This is a genomic window from Streptomyces sp. NPDC003034 (genome assembly GCF_053591375.1).
Genome location: NZ_JBSFTS010000002.1, coordinates 383,389 through 407,557, shown reverse-complemented (window position 1 = coordinate 407,557; position 24,169 = coordinate 383,389). Strand labels below are relative to the sequence as shown.

24 protein-coding genes are annotated in these 24,169 nt (G+C 71.5%); 7 read left to right on the top strand and 17 right to left on the bottom strand.

Annotation, left to right across the window (positions count from 1 at the left end; genetic code table 11):
* The first annotated feature begins 257 nt into the window (after nucleotides 1-257).
* The 4 genes from ACWDX7_RS04195 (at nucleotide 258) to ACWDX7_RS04180 (ending at nucleotide 3,281) form a co-directional block, all read left to right on the top strand.
* Entirely contained in the window at nucleotides 258-1,331 is a 1,074-nt protein-coding gene (locus ACWDX7_RS04195) for a M4 family metallopeptidase (RefSeq protein ID WP_451489269.1), read from the top strand.
* Nucleotides 1,332-1,340: 9 nt separating this feature from the next.
* Nucleotides 1,341-1,610 (top strand): protealysin inhibitor emfourin, encoded by a 270-nt coding sequence (locus tag ACWDX7_RS04190; RefSeq protein ID WP_451489270.1) that lies wholly within the window; start codon nucleotides 1,341-1,343, stop codon nucleotides 1,608-1,610.
* A gap of 27 nt (nucleotides 1,611-1,637) precedes the next feature.
* Nucleotides 1,638-2,462 (top strand): GNAT family N-acetyltransferase, encoded by an 825-nt coding sequence (locus ACWDX7_RS04185; RefSeq protein WP_451489271.1) that lies wholly within the window; start codon nucleotides 1,638-1,640, stop codon nucleotides 2,460-2,462.
* 132 nt (nucleotides 2,463-2,594) lie between these two features.
* Nucleotides 2,595-3,281, top strand: coding sequence for a class I SAM-dependent methyltransferase (locus ACWDX7_RS04180; RefSeq protein WP_451489272.1), 687 nt, complete (start codon nucleotides 2,595-2,597; stop codon nucleotides 3,279-3,281).
* A 20-nt stretch (nucleotides 3,282-3,301) separates the two neighbouring features.
* Here the strand turns inward: ACWDX7_RS04180 and era are convergent, their stop codons facing one another.
* The 13 genes from era to hrcA form a co-directional block, all read right to left on the bottom strand.
* A complete protein-coding gene (gene era, locus ACWDX7_RS04175; protein WP_451489273.1) occupies nucleotides 3,302-4,252 on the bottom strand; it encodes a GTPase Era in 951 nt (316 codons plus the stop codon).
* Nucleotides 4,253-4,415: 163 nt separating this feature from the next.
* Nucleotides 4,416-4,772 (bottom strand): cytidine deaminase, encoded by a 357-nt coding sequence (locus ACWDX7_RS04170; protein ID WP_451489274.1) that lies wholly within the window; start codon nucleotides 4,770-4,772, stop codon nucleotides 4,416-4,418.
* A 79-nt stretch (nucleotides 4,773-4,851) separates the two neighbouring features.
* Nucleotides 4,852-5,223: an MmcQ/YjbR family DNA-binding protein gene (locus ACWDX7_RS04165; RefSeq protein ID WP_451489275.1), complete on the bottom strand. Its 372-nt coding sequence runs from the start codon at nucleotides 5,221-5,223 to the stop codon at nucleotides 4,852-4,854.
* Nucleotides 5,220-6,524, bottom strand: a complete 1,305-nt coding sequence (locus ACWDX7_RS04160; protein WP_451489276.1) for a hemolysin family protein — start codon at nucleotides 6,522-6,524, stop codon at nucleotides 5,220-5,222. The genes ACWDX7_RS04165 and ACWDX7_RS04160 overlap by 4 nt, the downstream gene beginning before the upstream one ends.
* Nucleotides 6,521-7,018, bottom strand: a complete 498-nt coding sequence (ybeY, locus tag ACWDX7_RS04155) for an rRNA maturation RNase YbeY (RefSeq protein ID WP_451489277.1) — start codon at nucleotides 7,016-7,018, stop codon at nucleotides 6,521-6,523. The genes ACWDX7_RS04160 and ybeY overlap by 4 nt, the downstream gene beginning before the upstream one ends.
* Before the next feature lie 13 nt (nucleotides 7,019-7,031).
* On the bottom strand, nucleotides 7,032-8,078 hold the full coding sequence (locus ACWDX7_RS04150) for a PhoH family protein (protein ID WP_451489278.1): 1,047 nt from the start codon (nucleotides 8,076-8,078) through the stop codon (nucleotides 7,032-7,034).
* Nucleotides 8,079-8,282: 204 nt separating this feature from the next.
* The gene (locus tag ACWDX7_RS04145) at nucleotides 8,283-9,383 is read right to left on the bottom strand and encodes a PfkB family carbohydrate kinase (RefSeq protein ID WP_451489279.1); all 1,101 of its coding nucleotides are present in this window, start codon (nucleotides 9,381-9,383) and stop codon (nucleotides 8,283-8,285) included.
* 173 nt (nucleotides 9,384-9,556) lie between these two features.
* Nucleotides 9,557-10,471, bottom strand: a complete 915-nt coding sequence (locus ACWDX7_RS04140) for a ribonuclease Z (protein ID WP_451489280.1) — start codon at nucleotides 10,469-10,471, stop codon at nucleotides 9,557-9,559.
* A gap of 2 nt (nucleotides 10,472-10,473) precedes the next feature.
* Nucleotides 10,474-10,833: a histidine triad nucleotide-binding protein gene (locus ACWDX7_RS04135; RefSeq protein ID WP_451489281.1), complete on the bottom strand. Its 360-nt coding sequence runs from the start codon at nucleotides 10,831-10,833 to the stop codon at nucleotides 10,474-10,476.
* 226 nt (nucleotides 10,834-11,059) lie between these two features.
* The gene (locus ACWDX7_RS04130) at nucleotides 11,060-11,803 is read right to left on the bottom strand and encodes a 16S rRNA (uracil(1498)-N(3))-methyltransferase (protein WP_451489282.1); all 744 of its coding nucleotides are present in this window, start codon (nucleotides 11,801-11,803) and stop codon (nucleotides 11,060-11,062) included.
* Entirely contained in the window at nucleotides 11,800-12,891 is a 1,092-nt protein-coding gene (locus tag ACWDX7_RS04125) for a nitronate monooxygenase (RefSeq protein WP_451489283.1), read from the bottom strand. Before ACWDX7_RS04125 ends, ACWDX7_RS04130 begins: the two co-directional genes overlap by 4 nt.
* A gap of 145 nt (nucleotides 12,892-13,036) precedes the next feature.
* Nucleotides 13,037-14,179: a molecular chaperone DnaJ gene (gene dnaJ / locus ACWDX7_RS04120; protein ID WP_451489284.1), complete on the bottom strand. Its 1,143-nt coding sequence runs from the start codon at nucleotides 14,177-14,179 to the stop codon at nucleotides 13,037-13,039.
* A complete protein-coding gene (gene hrcA / locus ACWDX7_RS04115) occupies nucleotides 14,180-15,196 on the bottom strand; it encodes a heat-inducible transcriptional repressor HrcA (RefSeq protein ID WP_189736873.1) in 1,017 nt (338 codons plus the stop codon).
* A 159-nt stretch (nucleotides 15,197-15,355) separates the two neighbouring features.
* Here hrcA and ACWDX7_RS04110 point away from each other — a divergent pair, with 159 nt between their 5' ends.
* Complete coding sequence (locus tag ACWDX7_RS04110) at nucleotides 15,356-16,081, top strand: MBL fold metallo-hydrolase (RefSeq protein ID WP_451489285.1); 726 nt, start codon at nucleotides 15,356-15,358, stop codon at nucleotides 16,079-16,081.
* A 28-nt stretch (nucleotides 16,082-16,109) separates the two neighbouring features.
* Entirely contained in the window at nucleotides 16,110-16,913 is an 804-nt protein-coding gene (locus ACWDX7_RS04105) for a DUF3097 domain-containing protein (protein WP_451489286.1), read from the top strand.
* A gap of 140 nt (nucleotides 16,914-17,053) precedes the next feature.
* Here ACWDX7_RS04105 and hemW read toward each other — a convergent pair whose 3' ends face one another.
* The 3 genes from hemW to lepA all read right to left on the bottom strand — a co-directional run bounded on the left by hemW (nucleotide 17,054) and on the right by lepA (nucleotide 22,414).
* Nucleotides 17,054-18,286, bottom strand: coding sequence for a radical SAM family heme chaperone HemW (gene hemW, locus ACWDX7_RS04100; protein ID WP_451489287.1), 1,233 nt, complete (start codon nucleotides 18,284-18,286; stop codon nucleotides 17,054-17,056).
* A gap of 121 nt (nucleotides 18,287-18,407) precedes the next feature.
* Complete coding sequence (locus ACWDX7_RS04095) at nucleotides 18,408-20,300, bottom strand: AMP-dependent synthetase/ligase (protein ID WP_451489288.1); 1,893 nt, start codon at nucleotides 20,298-20,300, stop codon at nucleotides 18,408-18,410.
* A 248-nt stretch (nucleotides 20,301-20,548) separates the two neighbouring features.
* On the bottom strand, nucleotides 20,549-22,414 hold the full coding sequence (gene lepA, locus ACWDX7_RS04090; RefSeq protein ID WP_451489289.1) for a translation elongation factor 4: 1,866 nt from the start codon (nucleotides 22,412-22,414) through the stop codon (nucleotides 20,549-20,551).
* A 281-nt stretch (nucleotides 22,415-22,695) separates the two neighbouring features.
* Here lepA and rpsT point away from each other — a divergent pair, with 281 nt between their 5' ends.
* Nucleotides 22,696-22,962 carry a 30S ribosomal protein S20 gene (gene rpsT / locus ACWDX7_RS04085; RefSeq protein WP_451489290.1) on the top strand — a complete coding sequence of 89 codons (267 nt, stop codon included), beginning with the start codon at nucleotides 22,696-22,698 and terminating at the stop codon, nucleotides 22,960-22,962.
* 296 nt (nucleotides 22,963-23,258) lie between these two features.
* Here the strand turns inward: rpsT and ACWDX7_RS04080 are convergent, their stop codons facing one another.
* Nucleotides 23,259-24,038, bottom strand: coding sequence for a helix-turn-helix domain-containing protein (locus ACWDX7_RS04080; protein WP_451489291.1), 780 nt, complete (start codon nucleotides 24,036-24,038; stop codon nucleotides 23,259-23,261).
* Between the last annotated feature and the right edge of the window lie 131 nt (nucleotides 24,039-24,169).

Sequence of the window (24,169 nt, the reverse complement as noted above, 5' to 3'; positions counted from 1 at the left end):
CGGCAGCTAAGGAGAAGCAGCCCGATACGCATGATGGACCGAGCCTAGCCGAGCCGCGCCGTAACGCGAGGACGTGTTTCAGTATGCAAGACCACTCGGTCCGATTTGTGCGGAATGTGAGCTACCTCTCGTTTCGCCCCGTCCCGGCTCCCCGCCGCCCGTTCCGCTGCGTCAACGTGGCGCGGCGTTGTCAGGCTCGTGAATGAATCATGGTGGCAGCTAGTGACAGCATGGTGACTGAGTGCCACATTGCGGAGATGGATGCCTCCCACGCTCACCGCCACCCCGTCTTCTGCACCGTCGTGCCGCCGCACCTGCTCGACAAGATCGCCCAGTCCGGGAACACCCGGCGGGCCGACCTCGCGCAGCGCACCCTCGAACGGGACTCCTTCCTGCGTACCCGGCGCCGGGTCACCACCGTCCGGGGGACGGCCGCCGCCGCCCCGACGCCCGGGTCCGACGATCCGAACCGCACCGTCTACGACGCCGGGCAGCGCACCCGGCTGCCCGGGAAGAAGGTGCGCGCCGAGGGCGACCCGGTCAGCTCGGACGCCACCGTCAACCGCGCGTACACCGGGCTCGGGGCGACCTTCGAGCTGTTCCTCAAGGGCTTCGGGCGGCGCTCGATCGACGACGCCGGGCTCGCGCTGGACGCGACCGTCCACTATGGCGAGGAGTACAACAACGCCTTCTGGGACGGCCGGCAGATGGTCTTCGGCGACGGGGACGGGGACCTGTTCCTCGATTTCACGGTGGCCGTGGACGTCATCGGGCACGAGCTGGCGCACGGGGTCACGCAGTACTCGGCCAACCTGGAGTACCAGGGCCAGTCGGGCGCCCTCAACGAGTCGATGTCGGACGTGTTCGGCTCGCTGATCAAGCAGCACTCGCTGGGTCAGACCGCGCAGGAGGCCGATTGGCTGATCGGCGCCGGACTGCTCGGGCCGAACGTGAGCGGGGTCGCCCTGCGCTCGATGAAGGCGCCGGGTACGGCGTACGACGACGACGAGCTCGGCAAGGACCCGCAGCCCGCGACGATGGACGACTACGTCCACACGCACCAGGACAACGGCGGGGTGCACATCAACTCCGGCATCCCGAACCACGCCTTCTACATCGCGGCGACCGAGCTCGGCGGCAAGGCCTGGGAGCGGGCCGGGCAGATCTGGTACGACACCCTGACCGGCGGGGACCTGGCCGTGGACGCCGACTTCGCCGATTTCGGCCGACTCTCGGTGGCGGCGGCCGTGGCCCGGTACGGGGACGGCGGCGAGGAGCACCGGGCACTGCAGAAGGCGTGGTCGGTGGTGGGCGTCCCGCTGGCCGGGTAGACGGACCCCATGCGGATTCAGGTGGAACGGACAGGCGGTTTCGCGGGAATCGAGCGGCGGGCCGAGGTGGACACCTCCGGCCGGCCGGATGAGGAGGAGTGGCAGGCACTGGCGTACCTGGCGCTTCGCCCGGGGCCGCCGGGGGATCAGGCGGAGCACGTGCGCGACGGCTTCTCGTACCGCATCTGCGTGGACGGCCGCACGGTCTCCTGTCATGAACCAGGCCTGACGGACGCACAGCGGGCCCTGATCTCCCGGGTGCTCAAAGAAGGTGCCTGAGCGCCGCCGGCCTGTTTGGATGGCGCGATGACCGACCGGGTGATCGATACGACGCTGTCCGAGCTGGAGCGGTACTACGACGCGGTGCCGCGGGCGGGCGGCGCGCGGGCCGAGGACTTCGGCCCGCTGACCCTGTTCGTCCAGGAAGGCGCGGGCTGGCCGTACTACGCGCGGCCCGCCCTCGGGGCCGGCGCGGTCACCGTCGCCGATGTGGAGCGGGTGCGGGACCGGCAGCGGGAGCTGAAGGTGCCCGAGGCCTTCGAGTGGGTGGCTGAGACCAGCCCCTCGTTGCGCGCCGCGGCCGAGGCCTCGGGACTGCGCGTCCACGAGCATCCGCTGCTGTCGACGTCGGCGGCCGACGCGGAAGCGGTGGCGCCGCATCCGGAGGTACGGCTGCTCGCCGCCGACGATCCGCTGCTGGGAGCGGCGGTGACGGTCCCGATGCTGGCCTTCGGCGCGCCCGGGACCGCCGTCGGCGAAGCCGGGCCCGCGGCGCTCGCGGTGGCGATGACGGACCCGTCGGTGGAGGCCCGCCGGGCGCAGGTCTCCGAGATGATCGCGTCGGGCGCCACCACGCTGGCCGCGGCCGTGCGGGGCGGGACCGTGCTCTGCTCCGGCCAGTACACCGCGGTGGGCGAGGTCGCCGAGGTGGTGGCGGTCGGCACCCTCCCGGCGGCCCGCCGCCAGGGGCTGGCCCTCGGCGTCACCGCGGCCCTGGTCGCCGACGCCCTGGCCTGCGGGGTCCGTACGGTCTTCCTCTCGGCCGGGGACGAGGACGTGGCCCGCCTCTACGCCCGGATCGGCTTCCGCCGCGTCGGGACGGCTCTGATCGCGGGGCCGCCGACGGACTGAACTCGCCGGGACCGCCATGGGCTTTTGCCGGAACGGCAAGGAAGTTTGCGCAGCCGGTGGGCATCGGCGGAGCATCGGCACACGGCATCCGCAGCCGCACGCCGACCGGCGCCCCTACAGGAAGAGGCCCCCATGCCCGAGCACCCGCAGCCCCACGCACACGGCCACGCCCATGCCCACTCCCCCGTGCCCGACGCGGGCGGTGCGGAGTACTGGGACTACCGCTACCGCGAGAGCGACCGCATGTGGAGCGGCAAGCCCAACGCCGCCCTGGTCCGCGAGGCCGCGGACCTCGCCCCCGGACGGGCCCTGGACCTCGGCTGCGGCGAGGGCGCCGACACCGTCTGGCTGGCCCGGCGGGGCTGGCAGGTCACCGGCACGGACATCTCCCGGGTCGCCCTCTCCCGCGCGGCCGAGCACGCCACCGAGGCGGGGGTCGCCGACCGCACCGACTGGCAGCAGCACGACCTCGCGGAGTCCTTCCCCGCAGGCGAGTATGACCTCGTCTCGGCGTGCTTCCTCCACACCTACGGCGACTTTCCCCGCGCGCGGATCCTGCGCACGGCCGCGGCCGCCGTGGCACCCGGCGGGATCCTGCTGGTCGTGGGCCACGGAGGATGGCCGTCCGGGGCCGAGGAGGAGGACCCGCACCCGGACATCGAGTTCCCGACCCCGCAGGAGGTCCTCGCCCAGCTGGAACTGGCGCCGGACGCCTGGGAGGTCCTGCTCGCGGAGGAACACGTACGGGTCCAGGACCAGCCTGACGGCCGGCCCGGGACCCGTACGGACAACGCGGTGAAGGTGCGGCGGCTCCCCTAGGTCATGACCGCCGCTGCCGTCTAGAAGCCGAGCTTGCGCAGCTGCTTGGGGTCCCGCTGCCAGTCCTTGGCCACCTTCACATGGAGGTCGAGGAAGACCGCAGTCCCGAGCAGCGCCTCGATGTGCTTGCGCGACTTCATCCCGACCTCCTTCAAGCGGGCACCCTTCGGGCCGATGATGATGCCCTTCTGGCTCGGCCGCTCGATGTAGACGTTGGCGTGGATATCGAGCAGCGGCCGGTCGGCGGGGCGGTTCTCGCGCGGGATCATCTCCTCGACCACCACGGCGATGGAGTGCGGGAGCTCGTCCCGTACGCCTTCCAGCGCGGCCTCGCGGATCAGCTCCGCGACCATCACCATCTCGGGCTCGTCGGTGAGGTCGCCCTCCGGATACAGCGGCGGGCTCTCCGGCAGCAGCGGCGCGATCAGGTCGGCCAGCAGCTGGATCTGGCTGCCGTCGACCGCCGAGACGGGGACGATCTCGGCCCACTCGAAGCCCAGCTCGGCGCCGAGCTGGTGGATGGCGAGCAGCTGTTCGGCCAGGGCCTTGGACTCGACCAGGTCGGTCTTGGTCACGATGGCGATCTTGGGGGTCTTCTTGATCCCCGCGAGTTCCTTCGCGATGAACTTGTCGCCGGGGCCGAGCTTCTGGTCGGCCGGCAGGCAGAAGCCGATGACGTCGACTTCGGCCCAGGTGGTCCGTACGACGTCGTTGAGGCGCTCGCCCAGCAGCGTGCGCGGCTTGTGCAGGCCGGGCGTGTCCACGAGGACGAGCTGGGCGTCGGGGCGGTGCACGATGCCGCGGACGGTGTGGCGGGTGGTCTGCGGCCGGTTGGAGGTGATCGCGACCTTGGTGCCCACGAGTGCGTTGGTGAGGGTCGACTTCCCCGCATTGGGGCGGCCGACGAAGCAGGCGAAGCCCGCGCGGTGCGGGACGGTGGACTCGGGGGAACGATCGCTCATACGGGCCATTCTCCCCGATGCGGGTCCCGGCGCCGACCAGCCCCGCGGCGACGGCGGCGGGCAGGGCCCGGAAGGGCGCCGCGGGAGGCCCGGGCTCGGCCTCGCCGGGGCGGTGGTAGCGGGGTACCCGGCTCCAGCCGCCCCGCTCGGGGTCAGCACGACCGGGCCGGCGTCAGGGGCCCGCCGGGGTGGTGGACTTCAGGGTGCCGTCGGGCGCCGCCAGGAGGACCGGGGTGTCCGGGCCGCCCAGGTCGCGTACGGCCGCGCGGTCGGCCTCCGCGGGGGCGTCGGCCGCGGTGACGACGGCGGCGGCCTCCAGGGACCGCGCCCCGCTGGCCACCGCCATCGCGACCGCGGTCCGCAGCGCGCTGAGCTTGAGGGAGTCGAGCTCCACCGTCCCGGCGACGTAGGTGCGGCCCGTCTCGTCCCGGACCGCCGCCCCCTCGGGCACACCGTTGCGGGCCCGGGCGCTGCGCGCCAGCGTGATGATCTTGCTGTCCTCGGGGTCGATCCCGGTGCTGTCGGTCATGGGCGAAAGCATAGGGAGCGCCTCGGCCCGGCCGTGCGACGGCCCCGCCGAGACGCTCCCTTCGCAGCGGGCCGAGCTCTTACGGCCGGTCGAGCCGCAGCCGCTCCGCCCTCGGCAGGCCCGCCACGACCAGGTCGTACGAGTCCTCCACCAGCTCCCGGACCATCGCGTCCGGCAGCCCGCCGGGCCGGCCCGCCCCGCCCACCGTCACCGTGTTCCAGTGCCGCTTGTTCATGTGCCAGCCCGGCACGATCGCCTCGTGCTCCGCCCGCAGCCGCACCGCCAGCTCCGGCTCGCACTTGAGGTTGACCTTCAGCGGCTCCGCGTCCAGCGCCGTGAGCGCGAACACCTTCCCCAGCACCTTGAACACCGAGGTCTGAGGTGTGAAGGGGAACTCCTCCACCGCCGCGTTGAAGTCCAGGCAGAAGGCACGCAGCTGCGCGGGGGTCATTCCTCCTCCTCGCCCGAGGCCTCCTCCCGGGGCACCGGCTCCACCAGCACGGTCACGATCTTGTTCCGCCGCCCCGCGGGGGACTCGGCCGTCAGCCGCAGCGGACGCCCGTCCGGCAGCTCCACCACCGCCGACGCACCCGCGATCGGCACCCGGCCGAGCGCCTTCGCCAGCAGCCCGCCGACCGTCTCCACGTCCTCGTCATCGAAGGAGTCGACCTTGAACAGCTCGCCGAGGTCGGTGATGTCCAGTCGCGCCGTGACCCGGTAGCGGTTCCCGCCCAGGTCCTCCACCGGCGGGAGTTCCCGGTCGTACTCGTCGGTGATCTCGCCGACGATCTCCTCCAGGATGTCCTCGATCGTGACGATGCCGGCCGTGCCGCCGTACTCGTCGATGACGACCGCCACGTGATTGCGCACCTGCTGCATCTCGCGCAGCAGGTCGCCCGCGTTCTTGGTGTCCGGCACGAAGACGGCCGGCCGTATGGCCGTCGAGACGAGGTCGGACTCCGCCTCCCGGCTGATGTGGGTCTTGCGGACGAGGTCCTTGAGGTAGACGATCCCGACGATGTCGTCCTCGTTCTCCCCGGTCACCGGGATGCGCGAGAAACCCGACCGCAGCGCCAGCGTCGTCGCCTGCCGGACCGTCTTGTACCGCTCGATGCAGACCAGGTCGGTGCGCGGCACCATCACCTCGCGCACCAGCGTGTCGCCGAGTTCGAAGACCTGGTGCACCATCCGGCGCTCGTCGTCCTCGATCAGCGACTCCTTCTCCGCCAGGTCCACCATCGCGCGCAGTTCCGCCTCGGAGGCGAAGGGCCCCTTCCGGAAGCCCTTCCCGGGCGTGAGCGCGTTGCCGATGAGGATGAGCAGCTGCGGGATCGGCCCCATGATCCGGGCGAGCGGTACCAGGACGTACGCGGCCGCGGTCGCCGTGTTCAGCGGGTGCTGGCGGCCGATCGTACGGGGGGACACGCCCACGGCGACGAAGGAGACCAGCACCATCACGCCGATCGCGATGAGCAGCGCGGTCCAGTTCTCGCCGAAGGCGTCCAGGCATACGTACGTGACGAGCACCCCCGCCGCCATCTCGCACGCGACCCGCACCAACAGGGCGACATTGAGGTAGCGGGTGGGGTCGGCGGCGACCTGCGCGAGCTTCGCGCTGCCGCGCCGGCCCGCCCGTACGGCCTCCTCGGCGCGGAAGCTGGAGATGCGGGCGATGCCGGACTCGGCGCAGGCCGCGAACCAGGCCACCACCACCAGCAGCACCGCCCCGGTGATCAGCTGGGCGGCGTTCACGAGACGGTGGGGGCCGGGGACGCGCCGGTCATACCGCGCTCACCGCGCCAGCCGTCGACGATGGCCGCCTGCAGGCCGAACATCTCGGCCTTCTCGTCGGGCTCCTCGTGGTCGTAGCCGAGCAGGTGCAGCACCCCGTGGACGGTCAGGAGCTGGAGCTCCTCGTCCATGGAGTGCCGCGTGGGGGCTTCCTCGCCCTGCTTCTTCGCGACCTCGGGGCACAGCACGATGTCGCCGAGGAGCCCCTGCGGGGGTTCCTGGTCGTCCTTGGCCGGCGGACGGAGCTCGTCCATGGGGAAGGACATGACGTCGGTGGGCCCGGGCAGATCCATCCACTGGATGTGGAGCTGCTCCATCGCCTCCTCGTCGATCACGATGACGGAGAGCTCGGAGAGCGGGTGGATCCGCATCCGGGTGAGCGCGTAGCGGGCGATGTCGAGGATCGCCTGCTCGTCGACCTCGGTCCCGGACTCGTTGTTGACGTCGATCGACATGGTGCGCTGAGTTCTACTTCCCGTGTTGGCCGTTTCGGCCCTGCTGGCCGTCGTCGTACTTCTCGTACGCGTCGACGATACGGCCGACCAGCTTGTGCCGGACGACATCCTCGGACGTCAGCTGGGAGAAGTGGATGTCCGGGACCCCTTCGAGGATGGACTGCACGTGGCGCAGGCCGCTCTTGGTGCCACCGGGCAGCAGGTCGACCTGGGTGACGTCACCGGTGACCACGATCTTGGAGTCGAAGCCGAGCCGGGTCAGGAACATCTTCATCTGTTCCGAGGTGGTGTTCTGCGCCTCGTCGAGGACGACGAACGCCTCGTTCAGCGTCCTGCCGCGCATGTACGCCAGGGGCGCCACCTCGATCGTCCCGGCCGCCATGAGCCGCGGAATCGAATCCGGGTCGATCATGTCGTGGAGCGCGTCGTAGAGGGGGCGCAGATACGGGTCGATCTTGTCGAAGAGCGTGCCCGGCAGGAAGCCCAGCCGCTCCCCCGCCTCGACGGCGGGCCGGGTCAGGATGATCCGGCTGACCTGCTTGGACTGCAGGGCCTGGACCGCCTTGGCCATCGCGAGGTACGTCTTGCCGGTACCGGCGGGGCCGATGCCGAAGACGATGGTGTGCTTGTCGATCGCGTCGACGTACCGCTTCTGGTTGAGGGTCTTGGGGCGGATGGTGCGGCCCCGGCTGGAGAGGATGTTCTGGGTGAGCACCTCGGCCGGCGTCTCGTCGGGCCCGTTGCCATTGCCGCCGGCGCTCGCCTTGAGCATGGCGATCGAGCGTTCCACTGCGTCCTCCGTCATCGGCTGCCCGGTGCGGAGCACCAGCATCATCTCGTCGAACAGGCGCTGGATCAGAGCGACTTCCGTCGCATCGCCGATCGCGCTGACCTGATTGCCCCGAACATGGATGTCGGCCCTCGGGAAGGCCTTCTCGATCACGCGCAACAGGGCGTCACCCGAACCGAGGACGGTCACCATCGGGTGCGTCGCCGGGACGGTGAAGTGGGCTCGCGCCTGCCCCGGCGCGGGGATGTGGGCTGTCGGTGTCTGAGTCATGGGCCGGCACTGTGGCCTGCACATACCTCCCGTTGAAGGGCCGCGCCGATCGACGACCTCCGGACTACCAAGCGTACGTCGCCGCCGCGCCATCCCCGAAAGGTTTTGCGCGCCCTTTCCCGCGCCGCACGCCGGTGATCCGGGCGGCGGCGGCCGCCGTGGGCGTGCCGGGGCCGGCGTACGGAGCCCTGCCCGGGCCGCGGGCTACACGGGGTGACGGAAGCCGATCGTCGGGACGGCCCTGCGGCGGGCGGCCGGAGTCGACCCCGGCGGGATCAGCGCGTCCAGGAAGCCGTACCGGCCCCGCAGCTCATCCGGTGCGCCGGCCCACCACAGGGCCACCTCGGGCCAGCCCGGGGCCGAGAGGGAGCCCCCGAACTCCTGGACCGACAGCGCGGCCGTCAGGCCGGCGAAGGCCAGCCGGTCCGCCAGCGGCCACCCCGCCAGGGTGCCGGTGAGGAAGCCCGCCACGTACACGTCACCCGCCCCCGTCGGGTCGAGCTCCTCGACCGCGATCCCGGGGACGTGGGCCGTCTCCCCGGTACGCCCGTCCACCGCGTACGAGCCCTCCGCCCCCATCGTCACCACCGCGATCGGCACCCGCTCGGCCAGCGCGCGGGCCGCCGCCCGGGGGCAGTCCGTCCGGGTGTACCGCATCGCCTCCCCCGCGTTCGGCAGGAAGGCCTCGCAGTGCTCCAGGTCGGCCAGGGCCCCCAGGTCCCACCGCCCGCTCTCGTCCCACCCCACGTCCGCGAAGATCCGCGCCCCGCGCCGCGCGGCCTGCCCGATCCATTCCTCGCCGGGCCGTCCCTGCCCCAGTGAGGCCACGGCCGCCCGGGCCAGCGGCGGGCACTGCGGGAAGGGGCCGGGGCCGGCGGGGGGCGGCGCCTCGTGGCCGTGCGAGACCATCGTGCGCTCGCCCTCGTAGGCCATCGAGACGGTGACGGGGCTGTGCCACCCGGGGACGGTCCGCGACATGGACAGGTCGATGCCCTCGCCCTGTTCGAGCGCGTCCCAGCAGTACTCGCCGTAGTGGTCGTCGCCGAAAGCCGCGGCCAGCGAGGTGCGCAGGCCGAGCCGGGCCAGGGCGGTGGCCATGTTGGCGACGCCGCCGGGGCTGGAGCCCATACCGCGGGCCCAGGACTCCGTACCGCGTACCGGGGCCGAGTCGAGGCCCGTGAAGATGATGTCGAGGAAGACCGTTCCGGTCAGGAAGACGTCGCAGCCCGGTTCCCGCGGGTCGCGCAGCGGACCGAGCGGGTCCACTGCTGCCGAGCGGCTCGTGAGGCTGTCCCGACTGGTCACGGTGTACTCCCCGGTGGGTGGTGTGCGGATCGGTGGGCCTTCCGCTGGCAGGCCCCGGGCGGAAACGGCCGGCTTTGCCCGTTCGGCGCAGGAGCAAACCCAGTGTGTCGCACCTCACCCGCGGAAGGTCCGCCGCGCCACTCGGTGGCCGGCAGCTCCCACGCGGTCAGGGCCTAGCCGCCCCGCTTGGGCAGGGGCACCCGGACCAGGTCCGCCGCGATCGTGAGCTCGCCTTCGAAGCCCGCCGCGCGGGCCTGGTGTTCGAAGACGGCGGGGTCGGAGTACCGCTGCGAGAAGTGCGTCAGCACCAGGTGGCGTACGCCCGCGTCCCGCGCCACCCGGGCCGCCTGGCCGGCGGTGAGGTGACCGTGCTCGGTGGCCAGCCGCTCCTCCTCGTCCAGGAAGGTCGACTCGATCACCAGCATGTCGCAGCCTTCGGCCAGCGCCGTCGCCCCTGGGCAGAGCCGGGTGTCCATGACGAAGGCGAACCGCTGCCCGGGCTTGTGCTCGCTGACCTGCTCCAGCGTGACCTCGCCGAGCCGCCCCTCGCGCTGGATACGGCCCACGTCCGGGCCCTTGATCCCGTGCCGGGCGAGCAGTTCGGGCAGCATGCGCCGCCCGTCGGGCTCGGTCAGCCGGTAGCCGAAGGACTCCACCGGGTGCGAGAGGCGCCGGGCCTCCAGCACGTACGGGGAACCGGGAGCGGTGGCCAGCGTCCCGTCGCCGGCCACCGGCTCCTCGCGCAGCGGCACGGTCTCGCGGTAGGCGGTGGCGTACCGCAGCCGGTCGAAGAACTGCTGCCCCGAGGCCGGGTAGTGCGCGGTGACCGGGTGCGGGACCTGGTCGAGGTTGATGCGCTGGATCACCCCGGCGAGGCCGAGGCTGTGGTCGCCGTGGAAGTGGGTGACGCAGATCCGGTTGATGTCGTGCGCGGCCACGCCCGCGCGCAGCATCTGGCGCTGGGTGCCCTCGCCCGGGTCGAAGAGGATGCCCTCGCCGTCCCAGCGCAGCAGGTAGCCGTTGTGGTTGCGGTGGCGGGTGGGGACCTGGCTGGCGGTGCCCAGCACCACGAACTCGCGTACGGACACGGCTATCCCGGCGGCCACTGGAGGCCGCGGCCGCCGAGGACGTGCGCGTGGGCGTGGAAGACGGTCTGACCGGCGCCGGCGCCGGTGTTGAAGACGATCCGGTAGCCGTGGCCGTCCACCTTCTCGTCCGCGGCGATCTGCCCGGCCTCGCGCAGCACGTCGGCGGCGATGGCCGGCTCGGCGGCCGCCAGCGCGGCGGCGTCGGGGTAGTGGGCCTTGGGGATGACGAGCACGTGCGTGGGCGCCTGCGGGTTGATGTCGCGGAAGGCGACGGTCGTCTCGCTCTCGCGGACCACGGTCGCCGGGACCTCCCCTGTGACGATCTTGCAGAACAGGCAGTCGGCCTGCGGTTCCCCGGCCATTGCTTCGCCTCCCGTGACGGTGATCGGTCCGGGCATCGTATCCACCCGGGGGCCGGTCGGCGGGCGCCGCCCGGCCGCGCGCCGGTCAACGGCCGAACCGGTCAACGGCCAAGCCGGTGAGGGGCGCAGGTCAGAGGGCGCGGGTCAGGGGGCTCGCCGGTTCAGCAGGCCGCGCAGGTCAGGGCCCGCGCCGTCCAGCAGGCGCCCAGGTCAGGGCGGGCGCCGGTCAGGACCAGCGCCCCGTCCGCGCCAGCAGGACCGCCGCCGCGGCGGTACCGGCCGTGGAGGTCCGCAGCACCGAGGCCCCCAGCCGGTACGGGAGGGCTCCGACCGCGGCGAAGGCGGCCAGCTCCTCCGGGGAGACGCCTCCCTCCGGGCCGACGACCAGCACGATCGAGCCCGTGGCCGGGAGCTCGGCGGTGGCCAGGGCCTGCGAGGGCGTGTCACGGTCCTCGTGGAGGACCATCGCCAGGTCGGCGCCGGCCAGCAGTGCGGCCACCTGCTTCGTGGACAGGGCCTCGGCCACCTCGGGGAAGCGGACCCGGCGGGACTGCTTGCCCGCCTCCCGGGCCGTGGCCCGCCACTTGGCCAGGGACTTCGCGCCGCGGTCGCCGCGCCATTGCGTGATGCAGCGCGAGGCCTGCCACGGCACGATCGCGTCCACGCCCGTCTCGGTCATCGTCTCGACGGCCAGCTCGCCGCGGTCCCCCTTGGGGAGCGCCTGTACCACCGTGATGCTGACGGCGGGCAGCGGTTCGCTCCCGGTCGCGGACACCGACACGGTCAGGCGGTCCTTGCCCTCGGCCGACTTCACCACCGCCTGCGCCCAGGCGCCCCGGCCGTCCGTGAGGACCAGCGCCTCACCCGGATTCAGCCGCTTCACGGAGACCGCGTGCCGGCCCTCGGGGCCGTCCAGGACGAATTCCGGCCCCGAGGGGACCTCTTCGACCACGAACACGGGGGCGGTCATGACGCGCTCCTCATCTGCATGTCTCGCAACGCTCTCTGTGCCTGGCCCAGTTCGGCCGCCAGTACCTCGACCAGTTCCCCCGCCGGGAGCGCCCGCGCCAGCCGGTGGCCCTGGCCCGCCCACAGCGCCATCCCCTGCGGGTCCCCGGCCGCGGCGGCCGCCTTGCGCAGCCCCGAGGTCAGGTGGTGGACCTGCGGATAGGCGGCCGGGGCGTACGGCCCGTGCTCCCGCATGAAGCGGTTGACCAGGCCTCGGGCCGGCCGCCCGGAGAAGGCCCTGGTCAGTTCGGTACGGACGAACAGCGGATCCGTCAGCGCCTTCTTGTGCAGCGGGTCCGCCCCCGACTCCGGGCAGGCCAGGAAGGCCGTGCCGAGCTGCGCCGCCCCGGCCCCCGCCGCCAGCAGCGCGGCGATCTGGGAGCCCCGCATCAGGCCGCCCGCCGCGATGATCGGGAGGGCGACCGCCTCGCGTACCTGGGCGACCAGCGCGAGCAGCCCGATGGACGCCGTGCCGTCGGCCTGCGGGTCGTCGCGGTGGGTGCCCTGGTGGCCGCCCGCCTCCACGCCCTGGACGCAGACCGCGTCGGCGCCCGCGTCCTGCACCGCCCGGGCCTCGTCGACGGAGGTCACGGTGACCACCGTGTACGTACCGGCCTCGCGCAGGCGGGCGAGCGCCTGGGGCGTGGGACAGCCGAAGGTGAAGGAGACGACCGGGACCGGGTCCTCGGTGAGGATGGCGAGTTTGGCGTCGTAGCCGTCGTCGCTGGTGCCGATGATGTCCTCGGCGGCGAGGGAGATGTCGTACCAGCTCGCCTCGCCGGCCAGCTGCCCCCGGTACGCCTCGACGGCGGCGGGATCCACGTAACCGGTCTGCGGCATGAAGAGGTTCACGCCGAAGGGGCGGCGGGTGAGCGCGCGCAACCGCTTGATCTCCTGGTACATGCCGTCGGCGGTCTTGTAGCCCCCGGCGAGGAAGCCGAGCCCGCCCGCCTCGCACACCGCGGCGGCGAGCGGCGGACAGGAGGCGCCGCCCGCCATGGGAGCCTGCACGATCGGGTAGGGGGAGAGACCGTTCGGTGCGGTGGACATGGAGTGCATCGTGCCATGTCCCGCTCACGGGACCGAATCATGGCATTCGCCTGGCATAGTCCGCTTCCGGGCGCGTGCCGGATCATGCGTCGAGCCCGGTCCGGGGCGTCCCCGGGCCGGGCTCGTACGCATGGTGCCAGGCCGGTCAGCGGCCGTTGAACGCGTCCTTCAGCCGGCTGAACAGACCCTGCTGCCCCGGCGCGAACTGGCCCAGCGGCCGCTCCTCACCGCGCAGCTTCGCGAGCTGGCGCAGCAGGTCCTCCTGCTGGGCGTCCAGCTTGGACGGGGTGGTCACCTCGACGTGGACCATCAGGTCGCCGCGCCCGCCACCGCGCAGGTGGGTGACGCCGCGCCCGTGCAGCGGGATCGACTGGCCGGACTGGGTACCGGGCCGGATGTCGATCTCCTCCATGCCGTCCAGCGTCTCCAGCGGGCACTTGGTGCCCAGGGCGGCCGCCGTCATCGGGATGGTCACCGTGCAGTGCAGATCGTCCCCGCGACGCTGGAAGGTCGGGTGCGGCAGCTCGTGGATCTCCACGTACAGGTCACCGGCGGGGCCGCCGCCGGGGCCGACCTCGCCCTCGCCCGCGAGCTGGATCCGGGTGCCGTTCTCGACACCGGCCGGGATCTTGACCGTCAGGCTGCGGCGGGAGCGGACCCGCCCGTCGCCCGCGCACTCGGGGCACGGGGTCGGGACCACGGTGCCGAAGCCCTGGCACTGCGGGCAGGGGCGGGAGGTCATGACCTGGCCCAGGAAGGACCGGGTGACCTGCGAGACCTCACCGCGGCCACGGCACATGTCACACGTCTGCGCCGAGGTACCGGGAGCGGCACCCTCACCGGAGCAGGTGGTGCAGACGATGGCCGTGTCGACCTGGATGTCCTTGGTCGTCCCGAAGGCCGCCTCGTCCAGTTCCAGGTCGAGGCGGATCATGGCGTCCTGGCCGCGCCGGGTCCGCGAGCGCGGGCCGCGCTGCGAGGCCTGGCCGAAGAAGGCGTCCATGATGTCGGAGAAGTTGCCGAAGCCACCCGCTCCGAAGCCACCCGCTCCGCCGCCGGCGCCGCCGGAGGAGGACAGCGGGTCGCCGCCGAGGTCGTAGACCTGCTTCTTCTGCGGGTCCGAGAGCACCTCGTAAGCCGCGTTGATCTCCTTGAAACGCTCCTGCGTCTTCGGGTCCGGATTCACATCCGGGTGAAGTTCACGCGCGAGGCGGCGGAAGGCCTTCTTGATCTCGTCCTGCGATGCGTCGCGGCGCACGCCGAGAACGGCGTAGTAGTCCGTGGCCACTTACGACTCCGCCAGGATCTGTCCGACGTAACGTGCCACTGCGCGTACCGCTCCCATCGTTCCGGGGTAGTCCATGCGGGTCGGTCCGACCACGCCGAGTTTGGCGACTGTTTCGCCGCCCGAACCGTAACCGACCGAGACGACCGACGTGGAGTTCAGTCCCTCGTAGGCATTCTCATGCCCGATCCGTACGGCCATTCCCGACTCATTGGCCTCGCCGAGCAGCTTGAGGAGCACGACCTGCTCCTCCAGCGCTTCGAGCACCGGCCTGATGGTCAGGGGAAAATCGTGTCCGAAGCGGGTGAGATTGGCGGTACCGCCAATCATCAGCCGTTCCTCGGCTTCCTCGACCAGGGTTTCGAGGAGCGTCGCGAGCACGGTGGAGACGGTGCCGCGGTCCTCCGCCTCGAAGGATTCGGGGAGGTCCTGGACGAGCGGGGGCACATCGGTGAAACGGCGGCCGACGACCCGGCTGTTGAGCCGGGCCCGCAGGTCCGCCAGCGAGGTCTCCCCGAAGGGGCTCGGGCAGTCGATCAGCCGCTGCTCGACACGTCCGGTGTCCGTGATCAGTACGAGCATCAGCCGGGCCGGGGCCAGCGACAGCAGCTCGACGTGGCGCACGGTGGAGCGCGTCAGCGAGGGGTACTGCACGACCGCGACCTGCCGGGTGAGCTGGGCGAGCAACCGCACCGTACGGCCGACCACGTCATCGAGGTCGACGGCGCCGTCGAGGAAGTTCTGGATGGCCCGGCGCTCGGGCGAGGACAGCGGTTTGACCCCCGCCAGCTTGTCGACGAAGAGGCGGTAGCCCTTGTCGGTGGGGATCCGGCCGGCGCTGGTGTGGGGCTGGGCGATGTAGCCCTCCTCCTCCAGCACGGCCATGTCGTTGCGCACGGTGGCGGGCGAGACGCCGAGCCGGTGCCGCTCGGTGAGCGCCTTGGAGCCGACCGGCTCCTCCGTCCCGACGTAGTCCTGGACGATGGCGCGCAGCACTTCGAGTCTGCGTTCGCTGAGCATCGCGCACACCTCCACCTGTGTTGCGTGTTGTCGTCGCCGGTCTTCCGCGGTCTTCGCTTCGTTGGCACTCTGAGCGTTCGAGTGCCAGCGATCCCCGCTCAGTGTACGGCCGTGCGGTACGCCCCTAGCAAGGGCGGCCCGCCAAGGTAGCGTCGTCGCATGGACGTGCGTTGGGAAGAGGCGGGCTGGGAACGGCTGACCGGACGCGCCGGCCGGCGTCGGCTGCCGGTGTGGGACTGCACCGTGGGGCTGGTGGCGGGCGACGATTCGGTCCTCCTGGTCGATCCCGGCTCGTCCCTGCGGGAAGGGGCGGGGATCCGGGCCGAGGCGCAGCGGCTGACCGGCCGGCGCGTGACCCATATCGCATTCACCCACGGACATTTCGATCATGTACTGGGCGCTGCCGCCTTCGCCGGGGCCGAGGTGTACGGGGCGGTCGGCCTGGACTCCCTGCTGGCGGCCGACCGGGAGGCGCTGCGGGACTCCGCCGTGCGGCACGGGCTGGCGGAGCGGGAGGCGGCCGAAGCCGTGGAGATGCTCGTGCTGCCCCGGCATCCGGTGTCGGGCGAGTGGACGCTGGAGCTGGGCGGGGTGCAGGTGCTCCTGGCCAATGTGGGGCCGGGCCACACCGGGCACGACCTGGCCGTCTTCGTGCCGGGTGAGCGGGAGGTGGTCTTCTGCGGGGACCTGGTCGAGGAGTCCGGCCCACCGCAGGCGGGGCCGGACGCCGTACCAGGGCAGTGGCCCGCCGCTCTCGACCGGCTGCTGTCCCTGGGCGGCGACGACGCGCTGTACGTGCCGGGTCACGGAGCGGTGGTCCCGGCGGACTTCGTCCGTGCGCAACGCGCCACACTGGCGGCCCGTTTCGGCGTGTCGGAGGCGTGAGCGGTCCGGCTCTCCTACTGTCGGCCGGATGCGCGAGTACTCCCCCGACCTGACCCCGCAGTGGAAGCGCCCCAAGGCCGTGCCCGAGGTGGCGGCGGAACCGGGCCTGGTCATCGAGGTGGCGGGTACGGATTTCTGCGGCGCGGTGGTGGCCTGCGAGGCGGGCACGGTGACCCTGGAGGACCGCTTCGGCAAGCGGCGGGTGTTCCCGATGGAGCCGCGGGGCTTCCTGCTGGAGGGGGCGGTGGTGACGCTGACCCGCCCGCGGCGCGGCAGCCCCGCGGCCGCGGCCCGGACGGCCTCCGGCTCGATCGCCGTACCGGGCGCGCGGGCGCGGGTGGCGCGCGCGGGCCGGATCTATGTCGAGGGCCGCCACGACGCGGAGCTGGTGGAGCGGGTCTGGGGCGAGGACCTGCGGATCGAGGGCGTGGTGGTGGAGTACCTGGAGGGCATCGACGACCTCCCGGCCGTCGTGGCGGAGTTCGCCCCGGCGCCGGACGCCCGCCTGGGCATCCTGGTGGACCACCTGGTGCCGGGCTCGAAGGAGTCCCGTATCGCGGCGTCGGTGACCTCGCCCAACGTCCTGATCGTCGGCCACCCGTACGTGGACGTCTGGCAGGCGGTGAAGCCGTCGGCGCTGGGCATCGCGGCCTGGCCGGTGATCCCGCCCGGCCAGGACTGGAAGACGGGCGTCTGCCGGTCCCTGGGCTGGCCGGCCAACACGGGAGCCGCCTGGCAGCACATCCTGTCCCACGTGACCTCGTACCGCGCCCTGGAACCAACCCTCCTGGGCCGCGTCGAAGAACTGATCGACTTCGTAACGGCCCCATAGCCAGTCCCGCCCCGGCGGCGTTTGGGGCCCCGGGGGCCCGGGTCGCGCCCGACGAGCCGCCGCCATCCAGCCCCGCCGGCGATTGAGGCGCGGGGGTCTGGGGGCAGAGCCCCCAGCAAGCAGCCGGGCAGCGCCCGGGGCTAGTCCACCAGGTCGCGGACCACCGCGTCGGCCAGCAACCGCCCGCGCAGCGTCAGCACGGCCCGCCCGGCGGCATACGGCGCGGCCTCCAGCAGCCCGTCCGCGAGCGCGCGCCCCGCCGCCGCGAAACCCGCCGGCGCGAGCAGCGACAACGGCACGCCGTCCACCAGCCGCAGCTCCAGCAGGATCCGCTCCACCCGCCGGTCCTCCTGCGACAGCAGCTCCCGCCCGGCGCCGGGAGAGCGCCCCTCCGCCAGCGCGGCGGCATACGCACCCGGATGCTTCACGTTCCACCACCGCACCCCGCCCACGTGCGAGTGCGCGCCCGGCCCCGCGCCCCACCAGTCGGCCCCGCGCCAGTACAGCTCGTTGTGCAGGCAGCGCCCCGCCTCCGAGGTGGCCCAGTTCGACACCTCGTACCAGGAGTAGCCGGCCCCCGCCATGACCGAGTCCGCGATCAGGTAGCGGTCGGCGTGCACGTCGTCGTCTGTCATCGGGACCTCGCCGCGACGGATCCGGCGGGCCAGCTGAGTGCCCTCCTCCACGATCAGGGCGTACGCGCTGATGTGGTCCGGACCGGCCCCCAGCGCCGCCGAGAGCGTGGTCCGCCAGTCCTCGTCACTCTCGCCCGGCGTCCCGTAGATCAGGTCCAGGTTGACGTGCTCGAAGCCCGCCGCCCGCGCCTCCGCGACGCACGCCTCCGGGCGTCCCGGCGTGTGCGTGCGGTCCAGCACCTTCAGGACGTGCTGCTTCGCGCTCTGCATGCCGAAGGAGACGCGGTTGAAGCCACCCGCGCGCAGCTCCGCCAGGTACCGCGGATCCACCGACTCCGGATTGGCCTCCGTCGTGATCTCGGCATCGTCGGCCAGGCCGAATTCCTCCCGGATCGCGGCGAGCATCCGTACGAGGTCACCCGCGGGCAGCAGCGTCGGCGTGCCCCCGCCCACGAAGACGGTGCGCACGGCCCTCGGATCGTCCCCCAGGACCTTGCGCGCCAGGCGGACCTCGTCGATCAGGGTGTCGGCGTAGTTCTCGCGCGAGGCGAGCACGCCTCCGGTGCCCCGCAGCTCGGTCGCCGTGTAGGTGTTGAAGTCGCAGTACCCGCAGCGCGTGGCGCAGTACGGGACGTGCAGGTAGAAGCCGAGCGGCCGCTCGGCGGCTCCCGCCAGGGCGTGCGACGGCAGCGAGCCGTCTGCGGGCATGGGTTCACCGTCGGGCAGTGCGGAAGGCATGCACCCATTGTCCCGCACCCGCCGGCTCCCCCGGCCCCGCCGGCCCCGCCACCTGCGGGGGGGCCTGGACGGGCCGGGCCCGGCCCCTCCAGGCCGCGCACCCGACCCGCCGTGACCAGCGCTACGCCTCCAGGGATCCCTCGTACATCTCGTCGATCAGGTACTTGAACTCGCGCTCGACCACGGGCCGCTTCAGCTTCAGGCTCGGCGTGAGGTCACCGTGCTCCACGTCCAGGTCCCGCGGCAGCAGCCGGAACTTCTTCACCGTCTGCCACTTCTGCAGGCCCTCGTTCAGGGTCTGCACGTACGTCTCGATGAGCCGCGTGGTCTCCGGCGCCGCCACGACCTCCGCGTACGTCTTGCCCTCCAGGCCGTGCTCGGCGGCCCAGCCCAGGATCGCCGGGCCGTCCAGCGCGATCAGCGCCGAGCAGAAGTTCCGGTCCGCGCCGTGCACCACGATGCTCGACACGTACGGGCAGATCGCCTTGAACCGTCCCTCGATCTCGGCCGGGGCGACGTACTTCCCGTTGGAGGTCTTGATCAGGTCCTTCTTGCGGTCGGTGATGCGCAGGTAGCCGTCCGGGGAGAGCTCGCCGATGTCGCCGGTGTGCAGCCAGCCGTCCGGCTCCAGGACCTCGGCGGTCTTCTCGGGCAGGTTGTGGTAGCCCTGCATGATGCCGGGGCCGCGCAGCAGGATCTCGCCGTCGTCGGCGATCCGGACCTCGGTGCCGGGGAGCGGCTTGCCGACGGTGCCGGTGCGGTAGGCCTCGCCCGGGTTGACGAAGGATGCGGCGCTGGACTCCGTCAGGCCGTAGCCCTCCAGGATGTGGATGCCGGCGCCCGCGAAGAAGTAGCCGATCTCGGGGGCCAGGGCGGCGGAGCCGGAGACGGCGGCGCGCAGCTTGCCGCCGAAGGCCTCGCGGAGCTTGGAGTAGACGAGCGTGTCGGCGATCTTGTGCTTGGTGGTGAGGCCGAAGGGCGCCGTGGCCTGGCCGGTGCGCCGGAAGTTGTCCTGGGTGACCTTGGCGTACTCGCGGGCGACGCCCGCCGCCCAGAGGAAGATCTTGTACTTGGCGCCGCCCGCGGCCCGGGCCTTGGCCGCGACCCCGTTGTAGACCTTCTCGAAGATGCGCGGAACGGCCGCCATGTACGTCGGCTGGACGACCGGCAGGTTCTCGATGATCTTGTCGATGCGGCCGTCGACGGCGGTGACGTGACCGACCTCGATCTGGCCGGAGGTCAGCACCTTGCCGAAGACGTGGGCCAGCGGCAGCCACAGGTACTGGACGTCGTCCGCGTTGATCAGGCCGGTCGCCACCGTCGCCTTGGCCATGTACGACCAGCTGTCGTGCCGCAGCCGCACGCCCTTGGGACGGCCGGTGGTGCCGGAGGTGTAGATCAGGGTGGCGAGCTGGTCGGCGGTGATGGCCGAGATCCGCTCCTTGACCGCCTCGGGATGCTTGGCGAGGTACTCCGCACCGCGCTTCTCCAGATCGGCGAGGCTCAGCACCCAGCCCTCCGGGTCGCCCTCGGCGGACACCGCGTCGGCGGTGTTCATGACGACGACGTGCGCCAGCTCGGGAAGGTCGGCGCGGTGCGCGCGGGCCTTCGCCAGCTGCGTCGCGTCCTCGGCGATGAGCACGCGGCTGGCCGAGTCCGCGAGGATGTACGCCGACTCCTCCGCATTGGTGCTCGGGTAGACGGTGGTGGTCGCGGCGCCCGCGCACATCACGCCGAGGTCGGCGAGGATCCACTCCACCCGGGTGTTGGAGGCGAGCGCGACGCGCTCCTCCGCTCGCAGCCCGAGGTCGATCAGCCCGGCGGCGATGGCGAAGACCCGCTCGGCCGCCTGTCCCCAGCTGAGCGACCTCCAGTCGTCGGGAGCGCCCTCGCCGCCGGCGGCCGGCACCGGGAACCGGTACGCCTCCGCGTTCGGCGTGGCGGCGACGCGCTCAAGGAAGAGGGCCGCCACGGTGGGCGGGCGGTTCTCGATCAAGGTCTGTGTGTCGCTCACGGACGTCCTCCGGGACCACGCGGGCTGGGCTGTCGTGACGGCTCATGCTCCGGTGCGCTGACTCAGGGCTTGTAACTGGCGAGTAACCATCGAGCAGTGATCAGACTAGGGGCCCTCCGCCTGGTGCGTAAGAGTCCGCGAGCGGCCGATTCATAACGAAACAGGCCCCCGCGCCGGTGCACGGGGGCCTGCTCGCGTCCTCGCGCCGCGCGGCGCCCAGGCGCCACTCACCGCAAGGCTGCACAGGGCTACTTCTTCTTGGCGCCGGACTCGTCGCTGGAGAGGACGGCGATGAAGGCCTCCTGCGGGACCTCCACCGAGCCGACCATCTTCATCCGCTTCTTGCCTTCCTTCTGCTTCTCCAGCAGCTTCCGCTTACGGGAGATGTCACCGCCGTAGCACTTGGCGAGGACGTCCTTGCGGATGGCGCGGATGGTCTCGCGGGCGATGACCCGCGAGCCGACGGCAGCCTGGATCGGCACCTCGAAGGCCTGCCGCGGGATGAGCTCGCGCAGCTTGGCGACGAGGCGCACACCGTAGGCGTAGGCGGCGTCCTTGTGCGTGACGGCGGAGAAGGCGTCGACCTTGTCGCCGTGCAGCAGGATGTCGACCTTGACCAGGCTGGAGGCCTGCTCGCCGGTGGGCTCGTAGTCGAGGGAGGCGTAACCGCGCGTCTTGGACTTCAGCTGGTCGAAGAAGTCGAAGACGATCTCGGCGAGCGGCAGGGTGTAACGGATCTCGACGCGGTCCTCGGAGAGGTAGTCCATGCCGAGGAGGGTGCCGCGACGGTTCTGGCACAGCTCCATGATCGCGCCGATGAACTCGGTCGGCGCGAGCACGGTGGCCCGCACGACCGGCTCGAACACGTCCGAGATCTTGCCCTCGGGGAACTCGCTCGGGTTGGTGACCGTGACCTCCTTGCCGTCCTCCAGGACCACGCGGTAGACCACGTTGGGGGCGGTGGCGATCAGGTCCAGGCCGAACTCGCGCTCCAGGCGCTCGCGGACCACGTCCAGGTGCAGCAGGCCGAGGAAGCCGACGCGGAAGCCGAAGCCGAGCGCCGCCGAGGTCTCCGGCTCGTAGACGAGCGCGGCGTCGTTGAGCTGCAGCTTGTCCAGGGCCTCGCGCAGGTCCGGGTAGTCCGAGCCGTCGAGCGGGTACAGGCCCGAGAAGACCATCGGCTTCGGGTCCTTGTAGCCGCCGAGCGCCTCGGTCGCGCCGCCGTGCAGGCTGGTGATGGTGTCACCGACCTTGGACTGCCGGACGTCCTTCACGCCGGTGATGATGTAGCCCACCTCACCGACGCCGATGCCGTCGGCCGGGGTCATCTCCGGGGAGGAGACACCGATCTCCAGCAGCTCGTGCGTGGCGCCGGTGGACATCATCCGGATGCGCTCGCGCTTGTTGAGCTGGCCGTCGACGACACGGACGTAGGTCACGACACCGCGGTACGAGTCGTAGACCGAGTCGAAGATCATCGCGCGGGCCGGGGCGTCCTTGGGGCCGACCGGGGCCGGGACCGTGGCGACGATCTTGTCGAGCAGCGCGTCCACGCCGAGACCGGTCTTCGCGGAGACCCGCAGGACGTCCTCGGGCTGGCAGCCGACCAGGTTCGCGAGCTCCTCGGCGAACTTCTCCGGCTGGGCGGCCGGCAGGTCGATCTTGTTCAGGACCGGGACGATCGCGAGGTCTTTCTCCATCGCCAGGTACAGGTTGGCGAGGGTCTGCGCCTCGATGCCCTGGGCGGCGTCCACCAGGAGGACCGTGCCCTCGCAGGCGGCCAGCGAGCGGGAGACCTCGTAGGTGAAGTCGACGTGCCCGGGGGTGTCGATCATGTTGAGGATGTGGGTGCTGCCCTGGTCCTCGCCCGTCCTGGGCGCCCAGGGCAGCCGGACGGCCTGGGACTTGATGGTGATGCCGCGCTCACGCTCGATGTCCATGCGGTCGAGGTACTGGGCGCGCATCTGCCGCTGGTCGACCACACCGGTGAGCTGGAGCATCCGGTCGGCAAGGGTCGACTTGCCGTGGTCGATGTGCGCGATGATGCAGAAGTTGCGGATCAGCGCCGGGTCGGTACGGCTCGGCTCGGGCACGTGGCTGGGGATCGCGGGCACGCAGTGTCCTGATTCTCGGGTCGCAGTCGGAAGCGTTGGCGAAGCGTCGGTCTGAGCGGGAGTCCGCGTCGCGCCGCTTTCGTCGGGGCGATGTGGATCCATACGCAGACTCCCATGGTCCCATGGACGGGGCAGTGCGCTCGGTTTGGGCCGTCCGGATCGTGCCTGGTAGCCTGGGCAGCTGTGTCTCGTACGCCCTCTCAGTCGGGGGTCTCCCCGGACTGAGTCCGGGGGAGGGACGCAATCCGAAGATCAAACTCTGAACCTGCAAAGGCTCTTTCGTGGCGAACATCAAGTCCCAGATCAAGCGGAACAAGACGAACGAGAAGGCGCGCCTGCGCAACAAGGCCGTCAAGTCCTCGCTCAAGACCGCGATCCGCAAGGCCCGTGAGGCCGTCGTCGCCGGTGACGTCGAGAAGGCCACCGTGGCCACTCGCGACGCCTCCCGTGCGCTCGACAAGGCCGTCTCGAAGGGTGTCATCCACAAGAACGCCGCCGCCAACAAGAAGTCGGCGCTGGCCTCCAAGGTTGCCTCCCTTCAGGGCTGAGCCCTCGATGTGAATCGCCGGTGAGGACCCAGCGGGCCCTCTCTTCCGCTCCTGACCGGCACACCGCGCCGCACGCGGCCTGCGTTCGCAAGTCGCGGCAAAGTGCGGCACACCTCGTGACTTCTCTCAGACACGGCACGCTGGCTAGTACGCCACGCTGACCAGCGTGGAAGCCCCCTGGTCCCCACTGGGGGGCTTCTTTGCGTCCGGACGCAAGAGAGCCCCGCCAACCGCGCGGGCGGATGACGGGGCGTCCCTTATTCCTGCGCTCTACATCTGGGGCGAGAACCGCATGATCACTCCGGCGGTTGGCTATACCGCTCCAGCGCCGCCTTGCTTGTGGACCGGTCCACAAGCCGCAGCTCCCACGGCCCCGTGTTCACGTCAAAGTCCTTACCGAAGCCAACCCATTTCCCCGCCATGCGGCGGCCGGTCGGCTCGACCAACAGCTGAATGGCCCCGTGGTAGCGAGCCCCGTTGTAGTAGCCATCTGCCGCCGTCTGCTCCACCCACGACCCGGTGACCACGTTGCGGTCAACGGTCAGGTCCAGCGTGAGGGGGCTGTCCGGGTTGCTGGACGCTCCGGGGAGACTCTGAGCGGTCAGCCGGTTCCCGTGCTGAACGATCACTACGTAGTGCTTGCCCTCGTACCTGTCGGACCGGCTGGACGAGTAGAACTCGTACCGGCTGAGCCACACCCCCGAGAACGTCTCGTCAGCCGTCTGTTTGGCCGTCTGGGAGCTCACGACAGCAGCCGCGACCCCTTCCGCACCCGCGTCCATGTCATGCCCTCCTGTCGCGTCTCCGTGCACCCGCGCCGTCGGTACGGGCAGGGCGAACCCCAGCGCTTCGACCGGACGGCCTGTGACCCGCTCTAACGCCCTCGCGTACACGCCCCGGGGTGTCCTGCTCGTACCCGACTCCCAGCGCTGTACCAGACGCTTCGACGCTTCGTTCGGCTCCCTGAGTTCTTGCCCGGCCCTCCGCAGGGCCTTGGCAAAGTCGTCTTGGCTTAAGCGCAGGCCGATACGCACGGCCCGCAGCACATCATTCGGCACGATGGCGGCCGTCGTCATGACGTCAAAGCTAGACCGAAGTCACAGCCAATGACACCCAATTGACGCCCTCGGAGGCGTCATTGACACCCCTCCGAGTGACGCCCACGCGACGCCCGAAGCGTCGTCGTTCCGTCCCTCCCGTGGCGGGA